General features: G+C 65.8%; 23 protein-coding genes. 17 read left to right on the top strand and 6 right to left on the bottom strand.

Translation table 11 applies throughout. From position 1 onward, the window contains the following. Positions 1-10: 10 nt before the first annotated feature. The 4 genes from ychF (at position 11) to JOF57_RS02585 (ending at position 2909) form a co-directional block, all read left to right on the top strand. Entirely contained in the window at positions 11-1084 is a 1074-nt protein-coding gene (ychF, locus tag JOF57_RS02570; RefSeq protein ID WP_209913346.1) for a redox-regulated ATPase YchF, read from the top strand. 99 nt (positions 1085-1183) lie between these two features. Further along, positions 1184-1696: an OsmC family protein gene (locus tag JOF57_RS02575; protein ID WP_407666529.1), complete on the top strand. Its 513-nt coding sequence runs from the start codon at positions 1184-1186 to the stop codon at positions 1694-1696. A gap of 270 nt (positions 1697-1966) precedes the next feature. Next, on the top strand, positions 1967-2326 hold the full coding sequence (locus JOF57_RS02580; RefSeq protein WP_209913350.1) for a DUF1801 domain-containing protein: 360 nt from the start codon (positions 1967-1969) through the stop codon (positions 2324-2326). Between the two features lie 88 nt (positions 2327-2414). Continuing rightward, on the top strand, positions 2415-2909 hold the full coding sequence (locus tag JOF57_RS02585) for a DUF2716 domain-containing protein (RefSeq protein WP_209913352.1): 495 nt from the start codon (positions 2415-2417) through the stop codon (positions 2907-2909). A gap of 29 nt (positions 2910-2938) precedes the next feature. On the opposite strand, the gene JOF57_RS02590 is transcribed toward JOF57_RS02585, so the two are convergent. After that, positions 2939-3346, bottom strand: coding sequence for a VOC family protein (locus tag JOF57_RS02590; protein ID WP_307869947.1), 408 nt, complete (start codon positions 3344-3346; stop codon positions 2939-2941). Positions 3347-3357: 11 nt separating this feature from the next. Beyond that, complete coding sequence (gene arr, locus JOF57_RS02595; RefSeq protein ID WP_209913354.1) at positions 3358-3765, bottom strand: NAD(+)--rifampin ADP-ribosyltransferase; 408 nt, start codon at positions 3763-3765, stop codon at positions 3358-3360. Between the two features lie 77 nt (positions 3766-3842). Here arr and JOF57_RS02600 point away from each other — a divergent pair, with 77 nt between their 5' ends. Beyond that, positions 3843-4589: a class I SAM-dependent methyltransferase gene (locus tag JOF57_RS02600; RefSeq protein WP_209913356.1), complete on the top strand. Its 747-nt coding sequence runs from the start codon at positions 3843-3845 to the stop codon at positions 4587-4589. A 15-nt stretch (positions 4590-4604) separates the two neighbouring features. Here JOF57_RS02600 and JOF57_RS02605 read toward each other — a convergent pair whose 3' ends face one another. Then, complete coding sequence (locus JOF57_RS02605) at positions 4605-5285, bottom strand: guanylate cyclase (protein WP_407666552.1); 681 nt, start codon at positions 5283-5285, stop codon at positions 4605-4607. Positions 5286-5326: 41 nt separating this feature from the next. Here JOF57_RS02605 and JOF57_RS02610 point away from each other — a divergent pair, with 41 nt between their 5' ends. Further along, entirely contained in the window at positions 5327-5497 is a 171-nt protein-coding gene (locus tag JOF57_RS02610) for a hypothetical protein (RefSeq protein WP_209913359.1), read from the top strand. A gap of 21 nt (positions 5498-5518) precedes the next feature. Here the strand turns inward: JOF57_RS02610 and JOF57_RS02615 are convergent, their stop codons facing one another. After that, positions 5519-6391, bottom strand: coding sequence for an alpha/beta fold hydrolase (locus tag JOF57_RS02615; protein ID WP_307869948.1), 873 nt, complete (start codon positions 6389-6391; stop codon positions 5519-5521). Between the two features lie 100 nt (positions 6392-6491). On the opposite strand from JOF57_RS02615, the gene JOF57_RS02620 reads away from it, so the two are divergent. The 5 genes from JOF57_RS02620 to JOF57_RS02640 all read left to right on the top strand — a co-directional run bounded on the left by JOF57_RS02620 (position 6492) and on the right by JOF57_RS02640 (position 10777). Then, complete coding sequence (locus JOF57_RS02620; protein ID WP_307869949.1) at positions 6492-7127, top strand: TetR/AcrR family transcriptional regulator; 636 nt, start codon at positions 6492-6494, stop codon at positions 7125-7127. A 123-nt stretch (positions 7128-7250) separates the two neighbouring features. Then, positions 7251-7904 (top strand): Rv1363c family protein, encoded by a 654-nt coding sequence (locus JOF57_RS02625; protein WP_209913363.1) that lies wholly within the window; start codon positions 7251-7253, stop codon positions 7902-7904. Continuing rightward, the gene (locus tag JOF57_RS02630) at positions 7901-8629 is read left to right on the top strand and encodes a hypothetical protein (RefSeq protein WP_209913365.1); all 729 of its coding nucleotides are present in this window, start codon (positions 7901-7903) and stop codon (positions 8627-8629) included. Before JOF57_RS02625 ends, JOF57_RS02630 begins: the two co-directional genes overlap by 4 nt. Then, entirely contained in the window at positions 8626-9531 is a 906-nt protein-coding gene (locus tag JOF57_RS02635) for an alpha/beta fold hydrolase (RefSeq protein WP_209913367.1), read from the top strand. The genes JOF57_RS02630 and JOF57_RS02635 overlap by 4 nt, the downstream gene beginning before the upstream one ends. Next, complete coding sequence (locus tag JOF57_RS02640) at positions 9521-10777, top strand: WS/DGAT domain-containing protein (RefSeq protein ID WP_209913369.1); 1257 nt, start codon at positions 9521-9523, stop codon at positions 10775-10777. The genes JOF57_RS02635 and JOF57_RS02640 overlap by 11 nt, the downstream gene beginning before the upstream one ends. A gap of 13 nt (positions 10778-10790) precedes the next feature. Here JOF57_RS02640 and JOF57_RS02645 read toward each other — a convergent pair whose 3' ends face one another. Then, entirely contained in the window at positions 10791-11390 is a 600-nt protein-coding gene (locus JOF57_RS02645; RefSeq protein WP_209913372.1) for a TetR/AcrR family transcriptional regulator, read from the bottom strand. 24 nt (positions 11391-11414) lie between these two features. Between JOF57_RS02645 and JOF57_RS02650 the strand changes: the two genes are divergently transcribed. The 3 genes from JOF57_RS02650 (at position 11415) to JOF57_RS02660 (ending at position 14574) form a co-directional block, all read left to right on the top strand. After that, positions 11415-12188, top strand: a complete 774-nt coding sequence (locus tag JOF57_RS02650; protein ID WP_209913374.1) for an SDR family NAD(P)-dependent oxidoreductase — start codon at positions 11415-11417, stop codon at positions 12186-12188. A 22-nt stretch (positions 12189-12210) separates the two neighbouring features. Then, on the top strand, positions 12211-12732 hold the full coding sequence (locus tag JOF57_RS02655) for a DoxX family protein (protein ID WP_209913376.1): 522 nt from the start codon (positions 12211-12213) through the stop codon (positions 12730-12732). A 102-nt stretch (positions 12733-12834) separates the two neighbouring features. Next, positions 12835-14574, top strand: a complete 1740-nt coding sequence (locus JOF57_RS02660) for a DUF3556 domain-containing protein (RefSeq protein WP_209913378.1) — start codon at positions 12835-12837, stop codon at positions 14572-14574. A 12-nt stretch (positions 14575-14586) separates the two neighbouring features. On the opposite strand, the gene JOF57_RS02665 is transcribed toward JOF57_RS02660, so the two are convergent. Continuing rightward, positions 14587-15378: a FadR/GntR family transcriptional regulator gene (locus JOF57_RS02665; RefSeq protein ID WP_209913380.1), complete on the bottom strand. Its 792-nt coding sequence runs from the start codon at positions 15376-15378 to the stop codon at positions 14587-14589. A gap of 201 nt (positions 15379-15579) precedes the next feature. Here JOF57_RS02665 and JOF57_RS02670 point away from each other — a divergent pair, with 201 nt between their 5' ends. The 3 genes from JOF57_RS02670 to JOF57_RS02680 are packed head-to-tail and all read left to right on the top strand — an operon-like array spanning position 15580 to position 18677. Continuing rightward, on the top strand, positions 15580-16740 hold the full coding sequence (locus JOF57_RS02670) for a thiolase family protein (RefSeq protein ID WP_209913381.1): 1161 nt from the start codon (positions 15580-15582) through the stop codon (positions 16738-16740). Further along, positions 16737-17531: a crotonase/enoyl-CoA hydratase family protein gene (locus tag JOF57_RS02675; RefSeq protein ID WP_209913383.1), complete on the top strand. Its 795-nt coding sequence runs from the start codon at positions 16737-16739 to the stop codon at positions 17529-17531. The genes JOF57_RS02670 and JOF57_RS02675 overlap by 4 nt, the downstream gene beginning before the upstream one ends. A gap of 3 nt (positions 17532-17534) precedes the next feature. Then, complete coding sequence (locus JOF57_RS02680) at positions 17535-18677, top strand: acyl-CoA dehydrogenase family protein (RefSeq protein ID WP_209913385.1); 1143 nt, start codon at positions 17535-17537, stop codon at positions 18675-18677. The last annotated feature ends 39 nt before the right edge of the window (positions 18678-18716 follow it).

Below are 18716 nucleotides of genomic sequence, written 5' to 3' on the forward strand. Positions count from 1 at the left end.
TCTCTTCCCTGTGAGCCTGAACCTGGGAATCGTCGGTTTGCCGAATGTCGGAAAGTCGACTCTGTTCAATGCCCTGACACGTAACGACGTGTTGGCGGCCAACTACCCGTTTGCGACCATCGAGCCCAATGAGGGCGTGGTGCCGTTGCCCGATCCCCGGCTCGACAAGCTCGCCGAGATTTTCGGGTCGGAGAAGACCGTGCCGGCCCCGGTGACGTTCGTCGACATCGCCGGGATCGTCAAAGGCGCGTCCGAAGGCGCCGGCCTCGGCAACAAGTTCCTCGCCAACATCCGTGAATGCGATGCCATCTGTCAGGTGGTGCGGGTGTTCGCCGACGACGACGTGATCCATGTCGACGGACGGGTGGATCCGCGTTCGGACATCGAGGTGATCGAGACCGAGCTGATCCTGGCCGACATGCAGACGCTCGAGAAGGCGGTGCCGCGGCTGGAGAAGGAAGCCCGCACCAACAAGGAGCGCAAGTCGGTGCTGGATGCCGCGGTCGCGGCCCAGGCGGTGTTCGACGATGGGAAGACGCTGTTCTCCACCGGCAAGGACTGGTCGGTGCTGCGCGAGCTGAACCTGATGACCACCAAGCCGTTCCTGTACGTCTTCAACGCCGACGAATCGGTGCTGACCGATCAGGCCAAGCAGGCCGAGCTGCGGGAGTTGGTGGCCCCCGCGGACGCGGTGTTCCTGGACGCCAAGATCGAATCGGAGTTGATCGAGCTCGACGACGAGTCCGCCAACGAGTTGCTGGAGTCCATCGGGCAGACCGAGCGGGGCCTGGATGCGTTGGCGCGGGCGGGTTTCCACACCCTGCGGCTGCAGACCTACCTGACGGCCGGGCCGAAGGAATCGCGGGCCTGGACCATCCACCAGGGTGATACCGCGCCCAAGGCGGCCGGCGTGATCCACACCGACTTCGAGAAGGGCTTCATCAAGGCCGAGGTGGTGTCGTTCGACGATCTCGTCGAGGCCGGCTCGATGGCCGCCGCCAAAGCCGCGGGCAAGGTCCGGATCGAAGGCAAGGACTACGTGATGGTCGACGGGGACGTGGTGGAGTTCCGCTTCAACGTGTAGCGGGGCATGCGTCGAACTGCACGCAGTCCGCGCGGATTTCGTGCGCAAGCCACACGCCCGGTCCTAATGCCGTTTGCCGGTCGTTACTATCGCCTCCTTGTGGAGACATCGACCAATCAGCTCGCCGGGATAATCGCCGCCACCGCCGATGCGGTCACGGCAAACGAAGCCAATGCGAAGGTGGTTTTCCGGGCAGCCGCGCAGGCGCATGACGCGGTGGCCAGCACGGTCACGTTGGGGAAGTACCGCGTTGAGGTGGACGAGCCGCCGGCGCTGGGCGGGGAGAACAAGGCCCCGAATCCGGTTGAGTTCTACCTGGCCTCGCTGTTGTCCTGCCATGTCGTGACGTGGCGGTTCTGGTCGGAGAAGCTGGGTATCGCTGTGGACGACATTTCCGCGCGCGCCGAAGGTGACCTCGATGTCCGGGGCTTCTTCGGACTGGACGAGGGTGTGCGACCGGGTTTCGGCGAGGTCCGGGTGATGGTGACGGTGACCGGGCCGGAAACCGAGGAACGCTACCGCGAGCTGCATGAGGCCGTCGAGGCGCACTGCCCGGTGCTGGATCTGACCCGGAATACGACGCCGGTGCGCGCGACGTTGGAAGTCGGGTAGTCCTCGATCACCGACGGTTGTCGGTGCTCCGCCGAGCAATGAGCGGCTCCAAGGGCTTCGGTGAGGTGCGGGCCAAATTCGGGTGATGGCCCGTGTAGCGTGCGTGGGGTGGCGGCGATGTCTGCCACGTCTGCACTTCCAGGTGAACGATCACCTGAATCATTGCGGAGAGGCCTGAGCCGATCAGGACATGTCCGAAATGGGGTGCTGCGCCTTCTGGCGCACCAACTCCATTGCGCCGGTACAGCGATAACCGGCCGACGAAGGGACATGACAGTGGCTACGAAGGACGACAAGAACCTCAAGCAGGTCCTCGACAAGATCGCGGCGATGGATGAGCCTGCGCGGGGTGTCATGCTGCGCATGCACAACGTGATCCTCGCCGCCGCACCCGAACTCAAGCCGCGCATCTGGTATGGCATGCCGGGCTATGCCAAGTCGGCGAGCAGTCCGGTCCTCGTCTTCGTCCGGAACGACGAATTGATGAGCCTCGGGGTGAGCGAGAAAGCTACGCTCAAGCCCACCGGGGGCGAGGACGGACTGTTGATTCCCGCGGCCTGGTACTTCGATGGCCTCGACGACGTCACCGAGCGGCGCGTTGCCGAGATCGTCCGCGCCGCAACCGAGTAACCGATTGCGATCGCGTCGGCCCCGTTCGTCCCGCGCGATCGCTCGGGGTTCGGCGAGTTGTTCGCAGGGGAGTCGTTACGGTCATCACGTGGAAGACGACGTCTGGCGTGAGGTCGACTACGGCTCAGCGTGGAAGTCGTTCAACCAACGGTTCGCGTTCGAACCCGACTACTACGAACGCGACCGGCCGGCGATCCAGCTTCCACCGGGTGCTCTGGTCATCGATCTGGGGCCGATCTCCGGCCGCGGGGGTGCCCGGTGGACTGCCGGCGTGGCGGCGGTCAATGCCGCCGCATTGCGTTCATTCGTTTGGCTTGCAGAGGACGAGGAACTGGTGGCTCTCGACTGGCAGCACCCCGCCTACCGCTACTCAGCGGCACGTCAGGTCGTTGCGGATGCCCTTCCGGCCATTCCCGTGTATCCCGATGGCGACTACTACGCGCACATGACCTCGGACCTTCGCTGGGGAACGTTCGGACACCCCTGGCAGCAGACGCTGACCATCTGGGGTGACGAGCTGATCGCCAGTCTCGGTGCTGAACTCCTCACCTGGCTGCCACGGCACCGACAGAGCGTGGCGTAGGCCTGCGTGAGTGCGGTAGGAGTTCCGGTTCAACCTAGAGGGGCGGCACTGTCGAAGTACTGCACCAGACAGAACTCATGCCCCTCGGGATCCAGCATGTTCAGCACGACCCCCTCGTCGTAGTCATGCCGGAAGCCGGAGAAGCGTCCGCCCAGTTCCTCGACCTGATGACGTCCGGTGTCGATGTCATCGACCTCGACGTCCAGGTGGATGCGTACCTTTCCGGCTTTGGGTTCAGCGACGCGCTGGAAGGTGAGGCGGGGAAACCGGCCCGAGCGTGAGCCTACGGTCGCCCAGGCCGGATCGTCTCCGTGTTCGCTCGACGCGGGAATGCCGAGCACGGCGGCCCAGAAGGTTGACATCCGAATGGGATCGGCGCAATCGATGGTTATTCCGGACCAACGGTTGGCCATCGTCTCTCCCGGTGTTGTCGGCATTGCAGGGCGTCCTAGTTGATGATTTCGCCGCGCTCGGCGTGGATTTCGGCAAGCCGGGCTCGCCATGTCTGGAGAGCGTCGGGTGTCAGCCGCGTCCAGTCGGTGACCTCGCCGACGATCTGGAGTGGCTCGGTGCTGCGATAGGACCGGGTGGGGTTGCCGGGGAACTTCTTGTCGGTGACGTTGGGATCGTTCTCGAATTCCCCGGTCGGTTCCACGGCATAGACCCGCGGGGCCCCGTCGCCCGCGGCGAGTTCGGCGGCGAGGCCTGCGCCGTCGCGCAACGCGGTGAAGTAGATGTGGTTCATCACGATTTCGGGCCGGTAGTTGGAACGGAAGCCGGCGGTGAGGAGGTCACCCACCCGCAGTTCGGCCTTCGTGCCGTGGAAGAAAGGCCCGCCATCCAATGCCCCGTCCATCTCGACAGGTTACCGACGGTCGTGACGTTCATCCCCGAATCGGTCTCCTGAAGGAGCCGCCGACATACCATTTTCTGGTGGGTTTTCTCGTCCCGCCGGATGCCTATGCGCGCTTCATGGGCCGATACGCGGAGCCTCTTGCGGAGGTCTTCGCGGCGTTCTCCGGTGTGGGCGCGGGTGACAAGGTGCTCGACGTTGGATGCGGGCCGGGTGCGCTGACGGCGCATCTGCTGTCGGTCGGAGCTCGGGTCGCAGCGATCGATCCGTCGCCGCCGTTCGTCGACGCGATCTGTAAGCGATTCCCCGAGCTCGACGTGCGTCAGGGTGTGGCAGAGGAATTGCCTTATGACACGGCCGATTTCGATGCTGCCCTGGCGCAGTTGGTGGTGCACTTCATGGCGGATCCGGTGGGTGGCATCAGGCAGATGGCGCGGGTGACCCGGCCAGGCGGCGTCGTGGCCGCATGTGTTTGGGACGGGCCGACCGGTGCACTGGCGCCGTTCTGGGAAGCCGTTCACCGGATCGACGCTGACGCTGAAGATGAAGCGCTGCTCTCGGGGGCGCATCGGGGGCACCTGACCGAGATATTCGAAGCCGCCGGCCTGCACGATGTGGACGAGCATCCCCTTGAGGTGGACGTCGTGCATCCCAGCTTCGAGGAATGGTGGGAGCCGTACACATTCGGTGTCGGCCCAGCCGGTGACTACGTTCACGGCCTCGACGATGACGGTCGTGTGCATCTCAAATCAGTTGCCCGGAAACATTTGGGCGATGGCCCCTTCACGGTGACCGCCACCGCGTGGGCAGCCCGCGGGACGGTCTGATGCCGCTTGCCGGGATCAGTCGATGAGCACGGAGATCTCGTCCCCCAACTCGTATCCGGCGGCCAGCGGCAATTCGTCGCCACTCCAGAACGAGCCGGGATCGAACCAGTTGTAGTGCTTCTCGGTGGTCAGCAGGCCCATCTCCTCGAACGTGATGGCCACGGTCTCCGCGCAGTAGGCGGTCTCCAGCCCGACCTGACGGTTGCGTACCTTCTTGCGTTCGGCTGACTCACGAACCTTGTTGTGTACAAAGGGAATTCCCCGAGTGAAATCGCTGACGATCGGCACCCGTCCGCGCAGCCAGCGCCCGGTCAGCCGGGCCGTGGTGGGGAAAGCGGTGCCGTTCATGCGGGCGATCACCTTGAGGAGTTCGTCCTCCTGCTCGCGCGACGCGAACGGGGTGAGCTGACGCAACCAACAACGCTGCCCGTAGCTCTGTGCCCAGCGTTCGACGACCTGGCGGGCGTCGTTGAGTTGCACGCCCCGGTGGTTGGTGCCGGTCCACATGTCGAGCAGCTTGTCGCCGAGTTCGGCATGCCAGATCAGCGGTGGCAGGTCCTCGATTGCCACGGTCATCCCGACGTGATTGACGGGGCTGTTGGTCAGGGTCTGGATGGCCCGGTCGGGCCCGGAGCCGCCGCGGAACAGCCAGATGTCACCGGTGCGGGTGTCCTCCAGCGCCTTGGTCAACGACACCGTGTTCGCTTTCACGCCCGAAGCTTAGGCACACTGAGTGCATGCGGAGTGTCTGGAAGTGGATCGGACTGGCAGGTGTCGCAGGTGTCGTCGCGGGTGGCGTCATGGTCGCTCGCGATCAACGCCGCCGAAACGCCTACACTCCGCAGGACATCCGGGACCGACTCCACCAGCGGCTGGCCCAGGCCGAGCAAGCCGAATCGACGTCGTAGCCACGGCGTCGGGGTCGGGGCTCACCGCCCGACGAACTCCACGACGACCTCGGTGAACGCATCGTTGTCGTCCCCGGCCGCGGTGTGCCCCGCGTCGGACAACTCGACGAACTCGACGGCGGGCACCTTCTCCAGGAAGTCCTGCACGCCCTCGGGGCTGACCACGTCGGAGAGCTTGCCGCGGATCAGCAGGATCGGGATGGTCAGGTTTATCGCGGCCTGCTCGAGCTTCTCCACGCGGACGAAGGGGTCGTCCTCAGGCTTGGTGAGGAACGCCGGATCCCAATGCCAGTACCAGCGCCCGTCGCGCAGTCGCAGGTTCTTCTTCAGCCCCTCCGGGCTGCGCGGTTTGGTGCGATAGGGCAGGTAGGCCGCGACCGCCTCGGCGGCCTCGTCAAGAGAATCGAAGCCGTTCACGTTGGTGAACATGAAATCGCGGATCCGGGCGCTGCCGCTCTTCTCGAACCGGGGCACCACATCGACGAGCACCAGTTTGGTGACCAGTTCCGGTCCGGCCTCATGGGCGGCAAGGATGCTGGTCAGCCCACCCATGCTGGCCCCGATCAGCACCACCGGGCGGCCGATTTGGTACAGCACGTGCTGCACGTCCGCACAGAGCACTTCCACCGAATAGTTCGCGCTGGGTGAGCGGTCGCTGTCGCCGTGACCACGCGCGTCGAGCGCGATCACGTGCAGGCCGTCGTCGGCCAGGACCTGTCCGGTGTTCTTCCAGGAGAACCGGTTCTGCCCGCCGCCATGCAGGAGCAGGACGGTGGGGCGATCGGCAGCCGATGCCGCGTCCCGGTTCCATTCGTCGCCGACCAGACTCAGGTCATCGACTCCCCGGAACGTGATGGTGCGCGATTCGTTGTGCTCGGTTTTCCCGGTGCTCACGAACATTCCTCTCGGCAGGCCCCGGGAGGTCACGTTACCCAGGCGGGTTTTCGCCTCATCTGCGACCCGCTGTGGCGCGTTTTTCATAGAATCGTCAATCGTGCAGAGCGAGCCAGGTGAGGTGACGGGTGACTCCCGGGATCGCGACGCGATCATCGAGGCCGCCTTCAGTTGCCTGTCCGAGCCGCATACCGGTGCGGTGCCGGTTGCCGCGGTGTTGGCCAGGGCGGGACTGTCCACCCGGGCGTTCTACCGGCACTTCGCATCCAAGGACGCGCTCTTCCTGGCCATGATGCGGGGTGAAGGCGACTCGCTGGCCCGCCGCCTTGACCAGATCGCGGAGCACTACGACGGTCCTGCCGCCGATCAGTTGCGCGTCTGGCTGAGCCAGATTTTCGGCCTGCTGCAGGATGCGCGGTTGAACATGCACATGACGGTGCTCGATTCGGACGAGGTCCGCGCGGCCAAGGGTTATCGCGCCGCCCGCGAGCAATGGCATGACGACCGTGAGCAGTCGCTGGCGGTGATCTTGGGTCGGGGCCTGGCCGACGGGTCGTTCCCACTGGCCAAACCGGAACAGGACGCGGTCGCCATCGGTGCGGTCGTCAGCCATGCAATGTCGCGACTGTGTTCCGACGGCGAGTGCGAGGTCGCGCAGGCCGAGGTGGTGGACTTCGCGCTGCGTGCCGTCGGGGCGCCACCAGCCGTCAACGGGTCCCGCGGCGCCGAGACATAGCGATGAGCGTGGGCCGACGCGCCCCTTCCGGTACCGCTGATGATGGTGTGACCGGTGCCACGTACGTTGGACCGCACGCGTGCCTTCACACGCAATACTGCAGTGCCACCGAGGAGCAGATGTATGGCAGACGACAGCGCCGACGCCGAGCCGACCGAGGCCGAGGAGTCGAGCCCGTCCGCCCCAGAACCGGAGGCTGTCGAACAAACCGAAGAGCCTGACGAGGACGTCGGCGGCGAGGCCGCTGAGGAAGCGTCGGACGACGCCGAGCGCCCGGCCCCCGGGCGGCGCCGGTTCGTGCCCTCGTCGTCTGCGGCGGTGGTCGGTGGGGTGCTCGTCGTGGCGCTCGTGGCACTGACCGGTTGGCTGGGCTACGGCTACTACAAGGTCCACCAGGAACAGCAGCGGCGTGACATGTTCATGGAAACGGCGCGACAAGGTGCGACGAACCTGACGAGCGTCGACTGGGAGCACGCCGAAGACGACGTCCAGCGAGTGCTCGACTCTTCAACCGGACGGTTCTATGACGACTTCGAGAAACGTTCGAAGTCGTTCCTCGACGTGGTCAAGCAGATCAAGTCGAAGTCGGTAGGCACTGTCACCGCATCGGGTTTGGAGTCTTCCTCGGAGGACAAGGCGGAAGTGCTCATGTCCGTGACGGTTCGGTCCACGAATGCGGGCGTGCCGGAGCAGGCTCCACAGGTGTGGCGAATGGTGTTGACGGTGCAGGATGTTGATGGCAAGGCAAAGGTTTCCAACGTGGAGTTCATCCAGTGAGCGGCCGCCACAAGATGCCGCCGGCGGGGCGTCGTAAGGCCGCAGAGTCTGCGGACAGCGCCGAGCCGGTAGCCACTGAGCAGGTTAACCTTGAGAAGACAAGCCCCGAGCCGGTCAATCTTGAGAAGGCAAGCCCTGAGCCGGACGCCGTCGAGGAATCGGTTGAGGCCCTCGACGGGTCCGCGGCCGCCGACGAGGCCGACGAGGCCGACGCGCCCGCCGAGGAAGCTGAACCGTCCCGCAGGCGCTCGCGGGTCAGCCTGGCTGTCGTGCTGGCGGTCATCGCGTTGGTGTTGGCAGTGGCCGCCGGGGTGCTGCGATGGCTGACCGTGGTGCAGGACGAAAGTGACACGGCCCGAGTCGAATCGATTCAGGCGGCGACCGAGATCACGGTCCAGATGCTCTCGTATGAGACCGAATCTGTCGACGAGCAGCTCACTGCGGCCCGCGAGCGGATGACCGGGGAATTCCTCGGTACCTACACCGCGATGATCAACGAGGTGATCCCGGCCGCACACGCACAGCAGATCGCGGCGGTCGCCGACGTACTGCAGGTCGGGACGGTCAGCGCGAAACCGGACCGCGTCGAGCTGGTGCTGTTCGTCAACCAGAGCGTCCAGGTCGGAGATCACATGCCGGAGAAGTCCCCGTCGGTGGCAAGGGCCACGATGGTCAAAGAGGGCGACCGTTGGCTGATGTCCGAATACGAGTCGGTCCCGCGGTGACCGAGCCTCGCTGGATCGACGTCGCCACCCCCGCGGTACAACTCCGGGCGCTGGTGTGGGGGCCCGAGGACGGCCCGGTTGCGTTGTGCCTACACGGGTTTCCCGATACCGCCTACGGTTGGCGCAAGGTGGCGCCGGTTCTGGCGGAGGCCGGCTGGAAAGTCGTCGCACCGTTCATGCGCGGGTACGTGCCCTCGTCGATTCCCGCCGACGGCAGCTATCACGTCGGTGCATTGATGGACGATGCGCTGCGCCTGCTGCAGGCGGTGGGGCCGACCGGACGCGATGTGATCATCGGCCACGATTGGGGTGCCATGGCGGCCTCGGGTGTGGCCGCACTGCCCGACAACCCGTTCACAAAGGCCGTGATCATGTCGGTGCCGCCGGTGGCATCGTTTCAGCCCCTGGGTCGGGTGCCGGATGCCGGCAAGCTGTTGGCCCAGTTGCCCCGTCAGGCACTGCGCAGCTGGTACATGATGTATTTCCAATTACCTTGGCTACCTGAGCGTTCCGCGTCGTGGGTGGTGCCGCGGTTATGGAAGACGTGGTCGCCGGGATACGACGCGGCTGAGGACCTGCGCCATGTCGACGCCGCGATCGGGGCGCCGGACCGGTGGCGCGCCGCGCTGGGCTACTACCGGGCCACCATCCGGATGAGCAAACCCCCGGCGCAGTACGCCGAGCTGCACAAGCACTGGCTGCTGCCACCGGTGTTGCCGTCGCTGTATCTGCACGGGACCGACGATGGCTGTGCTGCACCGGATTACATCCGGTGGGTGCGCGAGGTACTGCCGTCGGGTAGCGATGCCCACGTCGTCGAATCCGGCGGTCATTTCCTGCAGCTCGATCAGCCCGACGCCACAGCCGCTCGCATCCTGGACTTCGTCGGACGTGCGGGCTAACCGACTCACCGCGGTCGATGCGCAGATGTTCTGGATGTCGTCCAGGATGCCCAACGACACGTTCCTGCTCTACGGATTCGACGGCGTGCCTGCCGACCTGCCGGCGGCACTCGGTGAGTTGGCTGCCCAGGCCCGGACCGCCCCGGACCTGTCGCAACGCATTGATGACACCGCGCGGCTGCACTACCCGGCCTGGGTGCCGTCGCGGGTCGACGAATCCCGGTTCGTAATACACGATCTCGACGATTCGAGCTGGTTGGGTTGCCTCGCGGCCGTGAGCGGGCTGGTGGACGATCAACTCGATGCGGGGGTGTTGCCCTGGCGGCTGCATGTCTTTCCCGGAGTCGAGGGGATGCCCGGTGCCGCCGGTGCGGGCACCGTCGCGGTCCTGCAGATCACGCACGCGCTCGGCGGAGGTGGGCGTACCTGCGGTCCGGCAGCCGTGATGTTCGGCCGCTCGGGAGCGGTCGCACCGGTGACCCCCGTCTACGGACATCCCGCGATGCTGCCTTGGCGCAGCATCGAAGCGGCCCGTGCGTACCGGCAGTTGGTGGCCGACACCGAGGCGGGGCGGGTGCCACCGGCCGCGGCGACGCGTCCACCGTTGCGAACCAACGACCGTCCTGAGGGCATCTTCAGCATGCGTACGGTCGTCCGTGACCGGGCGCAACTGTCGGGTGCCACCGTGACGGTGGGTGCCCTGGCCGGGATCTCCGAGGCGTTGGCCGGCCAACTCCGTGCGCTCGGGACGGAACCATCTTCCCTGGGCGCAGAGGTCACCATGGCGAAACCGGGTCCGCGCCAGGCCTACAACCATTTCGGCACGGTCGGTGTGGGCCTGCATCCGTCGCTGCCGGTGGGGCAGCGCCGTGACGCGATCGCTGCGGAACTGGCTGCGCGGCGCGAACGCGCCGCGCACCCGGCGATGCGGGCGTCGGAGCGTGCGTTCGCCGCCACCCCGGCCCCGCTGTTGCGGTGGGGGATAAGCCAGTTCAATCCCGATGCGCGGTCGGCGACCGTCACCGGCAATACCGTGGTGTCGAGCGTGAATTGTGGCGCCGCAGACTTCGGATTCGGCGGTATGCCGGTGCGCCTGGCGGCGGCGTTTCCCGGGCTGTCGCCGATGGTGGGGCTCACCCACTGCGTGACGGGTGTGGGGGACACCATCTCGATCAGCGTGTTCGCCGCGGAGTCGGCGATCGGGGATGTCGACGCCTACCTGGACCGACTCGAGGCGGCACTGTGAGGGCCTCGCGCGTCTAACGGCGCAGCATCGCGATGCCGACGTCCAGCGCGGACTCCAGGTAGCTGAGATCACCGGAGGCCAGCATCACGCTGACCCCGCCCTGAATTCCGGCCAGGAGCGCAGCACCCACCTCTTCGGCATCCAGGTCGTCGGCCATCTTCCCCTGCGACTGCATGTGCCGGATGCCCGCGGTGATCTCGTCATGCCATTGCCGTAGTAGGGCTTTGGTGACCGCCTGGGCGCCGGGTGTGGTGCGACCGATCTCCGACATCAGCAGGCTCAGGGGGCAGCTCTGTCCCTGGCGGCGGTAACGCTCGACCACGGCGTCGCGCCAGCGTTGCCAGGCGGCCCATGAGGTCAGCTCGCCGAGGTAGGGCTGCTGATCCTCCAGGACCATCTGGGCTTCGCGTTCGGCGACAGCGAGCAACAGTTGGTCCTTGCCGTCGGGGAAGTAGTGGAACAGTTGGCTCTTGGAGGTCTGGGTTTGGGCGCGGATGTCGTCCAGCGTGGTGGCGGCCACGCCGCGGTTGCGGACCACCGCCGCGGCACCCTCGATGATGCGGTGTCGGGTGGCCTCGCCCTTGGCGGTCAGTTTATGGACTTGCAGGTCCATTTTCATCGGCCTATATCTGGACTCATGAGTCCAAACGCTACGCGCTACACCCCTCTGAAGGGCCGCACGGCACTTGTCACGGGATCCACCGGCGGCCTCGGCGTCGCGATCGCCAAGGCCCTTGCCGGGCAGGGCGCCCTCGTCGTCGTCAGCGGCCGCAACAAGGAGCGCGGCAATGCCGTCGTCGCCGAGATCCGCTCTGCCGGTGGGCACGCCGAGTTCGTTGCCGCCGACCTCGGGGCCGGCGGGAATGAGGTGCGGCGCCTCGCGCAGCAGGCCGCTGAGGCTGCCGGCGGGCAGATCGACATCCTGATCAACAACGCCGGTGTGTGGGGGATGCCGGAACCCACCGGTGAGGTTTCCGAACCGGCACTGCTGCAGTTGTATCAGACGAACGTCATCGCACCCTTCCTGCTGACCGGCGCCCTGGCGCCGGCGATGGCCGAGCGCGGCCATGGTGCGGTGGTCAACGTCGGGTCGATCACCGGTTTGGTCGGGGGAGACAAGTCAGCTCTGTACTCGTCGACCAAGGCGGCCGTGCATTCGCTGACCAAGTCCTGGGCGGTCGAGTACGGCCCCCGCGGGGTGCGGGTGAACGCGGTGGCTCCCGGGCCGATCGCCACCGAACGGGCTGCCGACGTGGCCGATGAGATCGCTCCGGTGCTGGCCCGCATCCCGTCCCGGCGCATGAGTACCCCTGAGGAGGTCGCCGCGGCGGTCGTGTTCCTGGCCGGTGAAGGCGCCGGCAACATCCACGGGACGATCCTCAGTGTGGATGGGGGTTGGGCGGCGGCTTAACAGATGTCCTACATTCTGTTACATGGCTTCCTCCGCTTACGACACGGCGATCCTGCTTCTGCGCGTGGTGCTCGGCCTCACCATGGCTGCACACGGTTACAACAAGTTCTTCGGTGGGGGGCGGATCCCCGGCACCGCGGGATGGTTCGACAGCATCGGCATGAAGCCGGGCATGTTCCATGCCCGGGTCGCGGCCAGCACGGAAGTGGCGGCTGGGCTGGGGTTGGCTTTGGGGCTGTTGACCCCCGTGCCCGCGGCCGGGTTCGTGGCGCTGATGCTGGTGGCGGCCTGGACCGTGCACCGGCACAACGGCTTCTTCATCGTCAAGGAGGGCTGGGAGTACAACCTGATCCTCGCGGTGGCTGCGGTGGCGATCGCCGGTGCAGGCGCCGGTCGCTACAGCCTCGATTACCTGCTGTTCTCCAACTGCAGCTTCTACCACCTGCTGAACGGCTGGTGTGGGCTGACCATCGCGGTCGTGCTCGGCCTGGTCGGCGGTATCGGCCAGCTGGTGATCTTCTTCCGCCCGCCCGCCAAGTCGTAGCTCGTATTCCGGCGCTCCTCGTCACAAACCGGAGCTTCGGCGGTTCCGCTGACTGGTCAGAATGACTACCCCGGGACTAGAACACGTTCTAATCTGTGCAGCATGGGTTTTCTCAAACAGGAATCTCCGGAGATCGACTTCGAGCAGTGGAGCAAGGGCACTCGCGCGCAGAAGATCGAGCCGATGGCGCGGCACTGGGCCGAGGTCGGCTTCGGGACCCCGGTGGCACTGCACCTGTTCTACGTCGTCAAGATCCTGGCCTACATCCTCGGTGCCTGGCTGATCGCGCTCACCACCACCGGGATCGACGGATTCACCAACGTCACCTCCTGGTATGCCGAGCCGATCGTCTACCAGAAGGTCGTGTTCTACACGATGCTGTTCGAGGTCGTCGGCCTCGGCTGCGGCTTCGGGCCGCTGAACAACCGGTTCTTCCCGCCCATGGGATCGGTCCTGTACTGGTTGCGGCCCAAGACGATTCGGCTGCCACCGTGGCCCAACCGGGTGCCGCTGACCAAGGGTGACAGTCGCACCGTCGTCGACGTCGCTCTGTACGGCGCGCTGCTGGTGGTGTTGGTCATCGCCCTGTTCTCCCAGGGCACCGGTCCCATTCCGGCGCTCGGCAGCGAGATCGGCGTGCTGCCGGTGTGGCAGACCGCGGCGATCGTCGGCCTGCTCGCCGTGGCCGGCCTGCGCGACAAGGTGATCTTCCTGGCCGCGCGCGGCGAGGTGTACGGCTCGCTGGCGGTCTGCTTCCTGCTCAGCGGCGCCGACATCGTCATCGCGGCCAAGCTGGTGTGCATGGTGATCTGGCTGGGCGCGGCGACATCCAAGCTCAACAAGCACTTCCCGTTCGTCATCTCGACGATGATGAGCAACAACCCGGTGTTCCGGCCACGGTTCATCAAGCGCAAGTTCTTCGAGCACTTCCCGGATGACCTTCGGCCCGGCCGGCCGTCACGTTTCGTGGCGCATTTCTCCACTGCCATAGAGGGTCTGGTGCCGCTGGTGCTGTTCTTCTCCCATGGGGGTTGGCCGACGGCGATCGCTGCCTTTGTCATGCTGGTGTTCCACTTCGGAATCCTGAGCTCCATCCCGATGGGCGTGCCGCTGGAGTGGAACGTCTTCATGATGTTCTCCGTGCTGGCACTGTTCGTCGGACATGCCGGGATCGGGCTCGGTGATCTCACCAGTCCGTGGCCGATCGTGTTGTTCGCCGTTGTCGCAGGCATTGTGGTGCTGGGAAACCTGTTCCCGCGCAAGGTCTCGTTCCTTCCGGGCATGCGGTACTACGCCGGCAACTGGGACACCTCGCTGTGGTGCGTCAAGCCGTCGGCTGCGGAGAAGATCGAGAAGCACATCGTCGCGATCGCCAGCATGCCGGCCGCCCAGATGGAGCGGTACTACGGCAGCCCGGAGATCGCCCAGATGTACCTCTACATGGGATATGCGTTCCGCGGCTTCAATTCTCACGGCCGGGCCCTGTTTACCCTGGCGCACCGGGCGATGGCCGGCCACAACGAGGACGACTACGTGTTGACCGATGGTGAGCGGATCGTCTCCACGGCCATCGGCTGGAACTTCGGTGACGGGCACATGAGCAACGAACAACTCGTGGCCGCGCTGCAGAAGCGGTGCCATTTCGAGCCGGGGGAGGTGCGCATCGTCATGCTGGACGCGCAGCCGATCCAGCATCAGACCCAGCAGTACCGCCTCGTCGATGCAGCCACCGGGGAATTCGAGCGGGGATACGTCAAGGTTGCCGACATGGTGACGCGCCAGCCCTGGGACGACGAACTGCCGGTCTACGACGTGGAATCGGTGCCCGCCCCGCGATCCTGATCGGGAAGGCCGTCAGCGCATGACGTCGCGGACCTTGACGCTCTCGATGTCCTGCAGCATGAGGATCCGGGCAGTATCGAGATGTTTGCGCCAATGTGCCTCGGCGGCGTCGCCGTCGCCGGAGCGGATGATCTGGATCAGCTTGCGATAGGACCGGATGAGCTTGTCGTAGTCGGTCTTCGACACCGGCCTGCGCTCCTTGAACAGGAAGGCGTGGTGGCGCACGGTGATCTCGTGCAGCATGCCGGCGATGATGCCGAGGGTGGCGTTGCCCGACAGTTCCACGACACGGCGGTGAAAGTCGCCGGTGGTCGCGGCCAACTGATCCGACTGATGGTCGGCCGGGATGTGCTCGTCGAGCATCCGTTCCAGTTCTGCGAACGCCGCTTCATCGCCCTTCTCGGCGAGCAGGCGTGCGGCCATCGGCTCGATCGCGGCACGTCCCACCAGTAGATCGGCGATGTCGGCACCGGAGAGTTCGAGCAGTAGACCGGCCGGGCGGGCGACGATCTCGGGGCCCGGAACCCGCACCCGGGCTCCGGTGCGGGAGCCGCGTCGCACCTCGACCAGACGCTCGGATTCGAGCACCCGCACGGCCTCGCGCAGAGTCGGCCTGCTGACCCCGAAATGCTCCATGAGCTCGGCTTCGTTGGGCAGGAAGTCGCCCTCTTTGAGCTGGCCGTCGACGACCATACGCCGTAGTGTGCCCGCGACGAGTTCGGCGGTCTTCGGGGAACGGACCGGTGCCTGCGGTGCGATCGCGTCGGGGCCGATCATCGGCGCCAGCGGTGTGGTTCGAGCCACCAGACACTCCCAGGTAAGACAATTTTGTGCTGGCCGGGTGGTCAGCTGTACAACTCAGTAAACCATCTGAATACCGCTGGATCGTCGCGATCGACCCCTACCAACTAGTAGGTTGACCTAGTAAACCTACTGAGTTATTTTCACCTCGAGTGCCCCATCGGGTCCAACCGGGGTAGCGCCCCACCCTTCAAAGGAGAAGTCATGGCTGAAGCCGTCATCGTCGAGGCCGTCCGGTCACCAGTCGGGAAGCGCAACGGCGCACTGTCCGGTGTCCACCCGGCGGAGCTGTCCGCCCAGGTCCTCAACGGCCTCGTCGAGCGCGCCGGCATCGATCCCGCCCTCGTCGACGACGTCATCTGGGGCTGCGTCATGCAGGCCGGAGAGCAGGCCCTCGACATCGCCCGTACGGCCCTGCTGACCGCCGGCTGGCCGGAGACCGTTCCCGGCGTGACCGTCGACCGCCAGTGCGGTTCCAGCCAGCAGTCCCTGCACTTCGCCGTCGCCGGTGTGATCGCCGGGCACTACGACGTCGCGGTCGCCGGCGGCGTCGAGTCGATGTCACGCACCCCGATGGGCTCCTCGCTGGCCAACGGCGGGCACCCCTACCCGGAGGCCTTCCGGGCGCGTTACGACCACAAGACCCCGAACCAGGGTGTCGGTGCCGAGATGATCGCCGAGCAGTGGGGCCTGTCGCGCACCCAGCTCGATGAGTTCTCGCTGCGTTCACATGAGAAGGCCGCTGCCGCACAGGATGCGGGCGCGTTCAAGGATCAGATCGTGGGCATCAACGTCACGGACGCGGACGGCAACAAGAGCACAGTGCTGGAAGACGGCGGCATTCGCCGCGGCGGCACCGTCGAGTCCATGGCCGCCATCAAGCCGGCGTTCAAGGAGGACGGCGTGATCCACGCCGGTAACTCCAGCCAGATCTCCGACGGATCGGCCGCGCTGCTGATCATGTCTGCGGAGAAGGCAAAAGACCTGGGGCTCAAGCCACTTGCCAAGGTGCACACCGCCGTGCTCGCCGGCGCGGATCCGGTCATCATGTTGACCGCGCCGATCCCGGCCACGCAGAAGGCGCTGGCCAAGTCGGGCCTGAACGTCGACCAGATCGGTGCATTCGAGGTCAACGAGGCGTTCGCCCCGGTGCCGATGGCCTGGCTCAAGGACATCGGCGCCGATGAGAGCCGCGTCAACCCCAACGGTGGCGCGATCGCGCTGGGCCACCCGCTCGGTGGTTCGGGTGCCCGTATCCTGACCACCCTGCTGTACCACATGCGCGACAACAACATTCAGTACGGCCTGCAGACCATGTGCGAGGGTGGCGGCCAGGCCAACGCGACCATTTTGGAGCTCCTGTGACCGACACCCAGCCCGGCGCGCTCGTAGAGAAGCGCGGCAACGTCCTGCTCATCACCATAAACCGGCCCGAGGCCCGCAACGCGATCAACGGCTCGGTCAGCATCGCCGTCGGCGACGCGTTGGAGCAGGCGCAGAACGATCCCGAAGTCCGCGCCGTGGTCATCACGGGTTCGGGCGACAAGTCGTTCTGTGCCGGCGCCGATCTGAAGGCGATCTCGCGGGGCGAGAACCTGTTCCACCCCGAGCATCCGGAATACGGATTCGCCGGCTACGTCAGCCATTTCATCGACAAGCCGACGATCGCCGCGGTCAACGGCACCGCCCTGGGTGGCGGCACCGAACTGGCGCTGGCCAGTGACCTGATCGTCGCCGAGGAAAGCGCGAAATTCGGTCTGCCCGAGGTGAAGCGGGGCCTGATCGCCGGTGCCGGCGGCGTGTTCCGTATCGCCGAGCAGTTGCCGCGTAAGGTGGCGAACGAGTTGCTGTTCACCGGTGAACCGATGACCTCGGCCGATGCGCTGCGCTGGGGCCTGATCAACCAGGTCGTGCCCGACGGCACCGTCGTCGACGCCGCACTCAAGCTCGCCGAGCGGATCACCGGCAACGCCCCGCTGGCCGTGCAGGCCTCCAAGCGGGTTGCCTACGGCGTTGACGAGGGCGTCATCACCGGTGACAAGGACGGCTGGAAGCGCACCAACCGCGAATTCAGCACGCTGCTGAAGACCGAGGACGCCATGGAAGGGCCGCTGGCATTCGCCCAGAAGCGTGAACCTGTTTGGAAGGCAAAGTAAGCCATGAAGCGACAGATCTACACCGCGGAACACGAAGCGTTCCGCGCGACGGTCAAGGAGTACATCGAGCGTGAGCTCGTGCCCAACGCGGAGAAGTGGGAGACCGAGCGCATCGTCGATCGGTCGGCCTACACCGCCGCGGGCAAGTACGGCCTCATCGGTTTCAACATGCCCGAGGAGTTCGGCGGCGGCGGCTCGGATGACTTCCGGTTCAACGCCATCATCGACGAGGAGATCGCCAAGGCCGGCGTGCACGGCCCGGCACTGAGCCTGCACAACGACGTCGTCGGCCCATACTTCAAGGAGTTGGCCAACGACGAGCAGAAGCAGCGCTGGATGCCCGGCATCACCAACGGCGAGCTGATCATCGCGATCGCGATGACCGAGCCGGGTGCCGGCAGCGACCTCGCCGGTATCCGCACCTCGGCCGTGCGCGACGGTGACGACTGGATCATCAACGGCTCCAAGACGTTCATCTCCTCGGGCATCAACTGCGACCTGTGCGTCGTGGTCGCCCGCACCGACCCCGAAGCCGGCCACAAGGGCTTCACGCTGTTCGTGGTCGAGCGGGGCATGGAGGGCTTCACCCGCGGGCGCAAGCTCGACAAGATGGGCCTGCACAGCCAGGACACCTCCGAGCTGCATTTCGAGAACGTGCGGGTGCCCAGCGCCAACCTGCTCGGTAAGGAAGGCCGCGGTTTCTACCACCTGATGACCAACCTGCCGTCGGAGCGGCTCGGGATCGCCATCTCGGCGATCTACGGGGCGCGGGCGGTGTTCCAGGAGACCCTGCAGTACGCCAAGGATCGCAAGGCCTTCGGCCAGTCGATCGGCAGCTTCCAACACAACCGGTTCCTGCTCGCCGAGATGGAAACCGAGCTCGAGGTCACCGAGAACTACCTCGACCGCTGCCTGCAGGGTGTGGTTGACGGTGAGCTGACGGCGGTCGAGGCGGCCAAGGCCAAGTGGTGGGCCACCGAGGTCGCCAAGAAGGTCGTCGACCAGTGCGTGCAACTGCACGGCGGCTACGGCTACATGTTGGAGTACCGGGTCGCCCGTGCCTACGTGGACGGACGTATCCAGACGATCTTCGGTGGCACCACCGAGATCATGAAGGAGATCATCGGCCGCGAGCTAGGCGTCTAGTTCTTTCGGCGAACAGACACAAAACTGCCCATTTCCACG

The organism is Mycolicibacterium lutetiense, from assembly GCF_017876775.1.
Taxonomy (GTDB): Bacteria; Actinomycetota; Actinomycetes; order Mycobacteriales; family Mycobacteriaceae; genus Mycobacterium; species Mycobacterium lutetiense.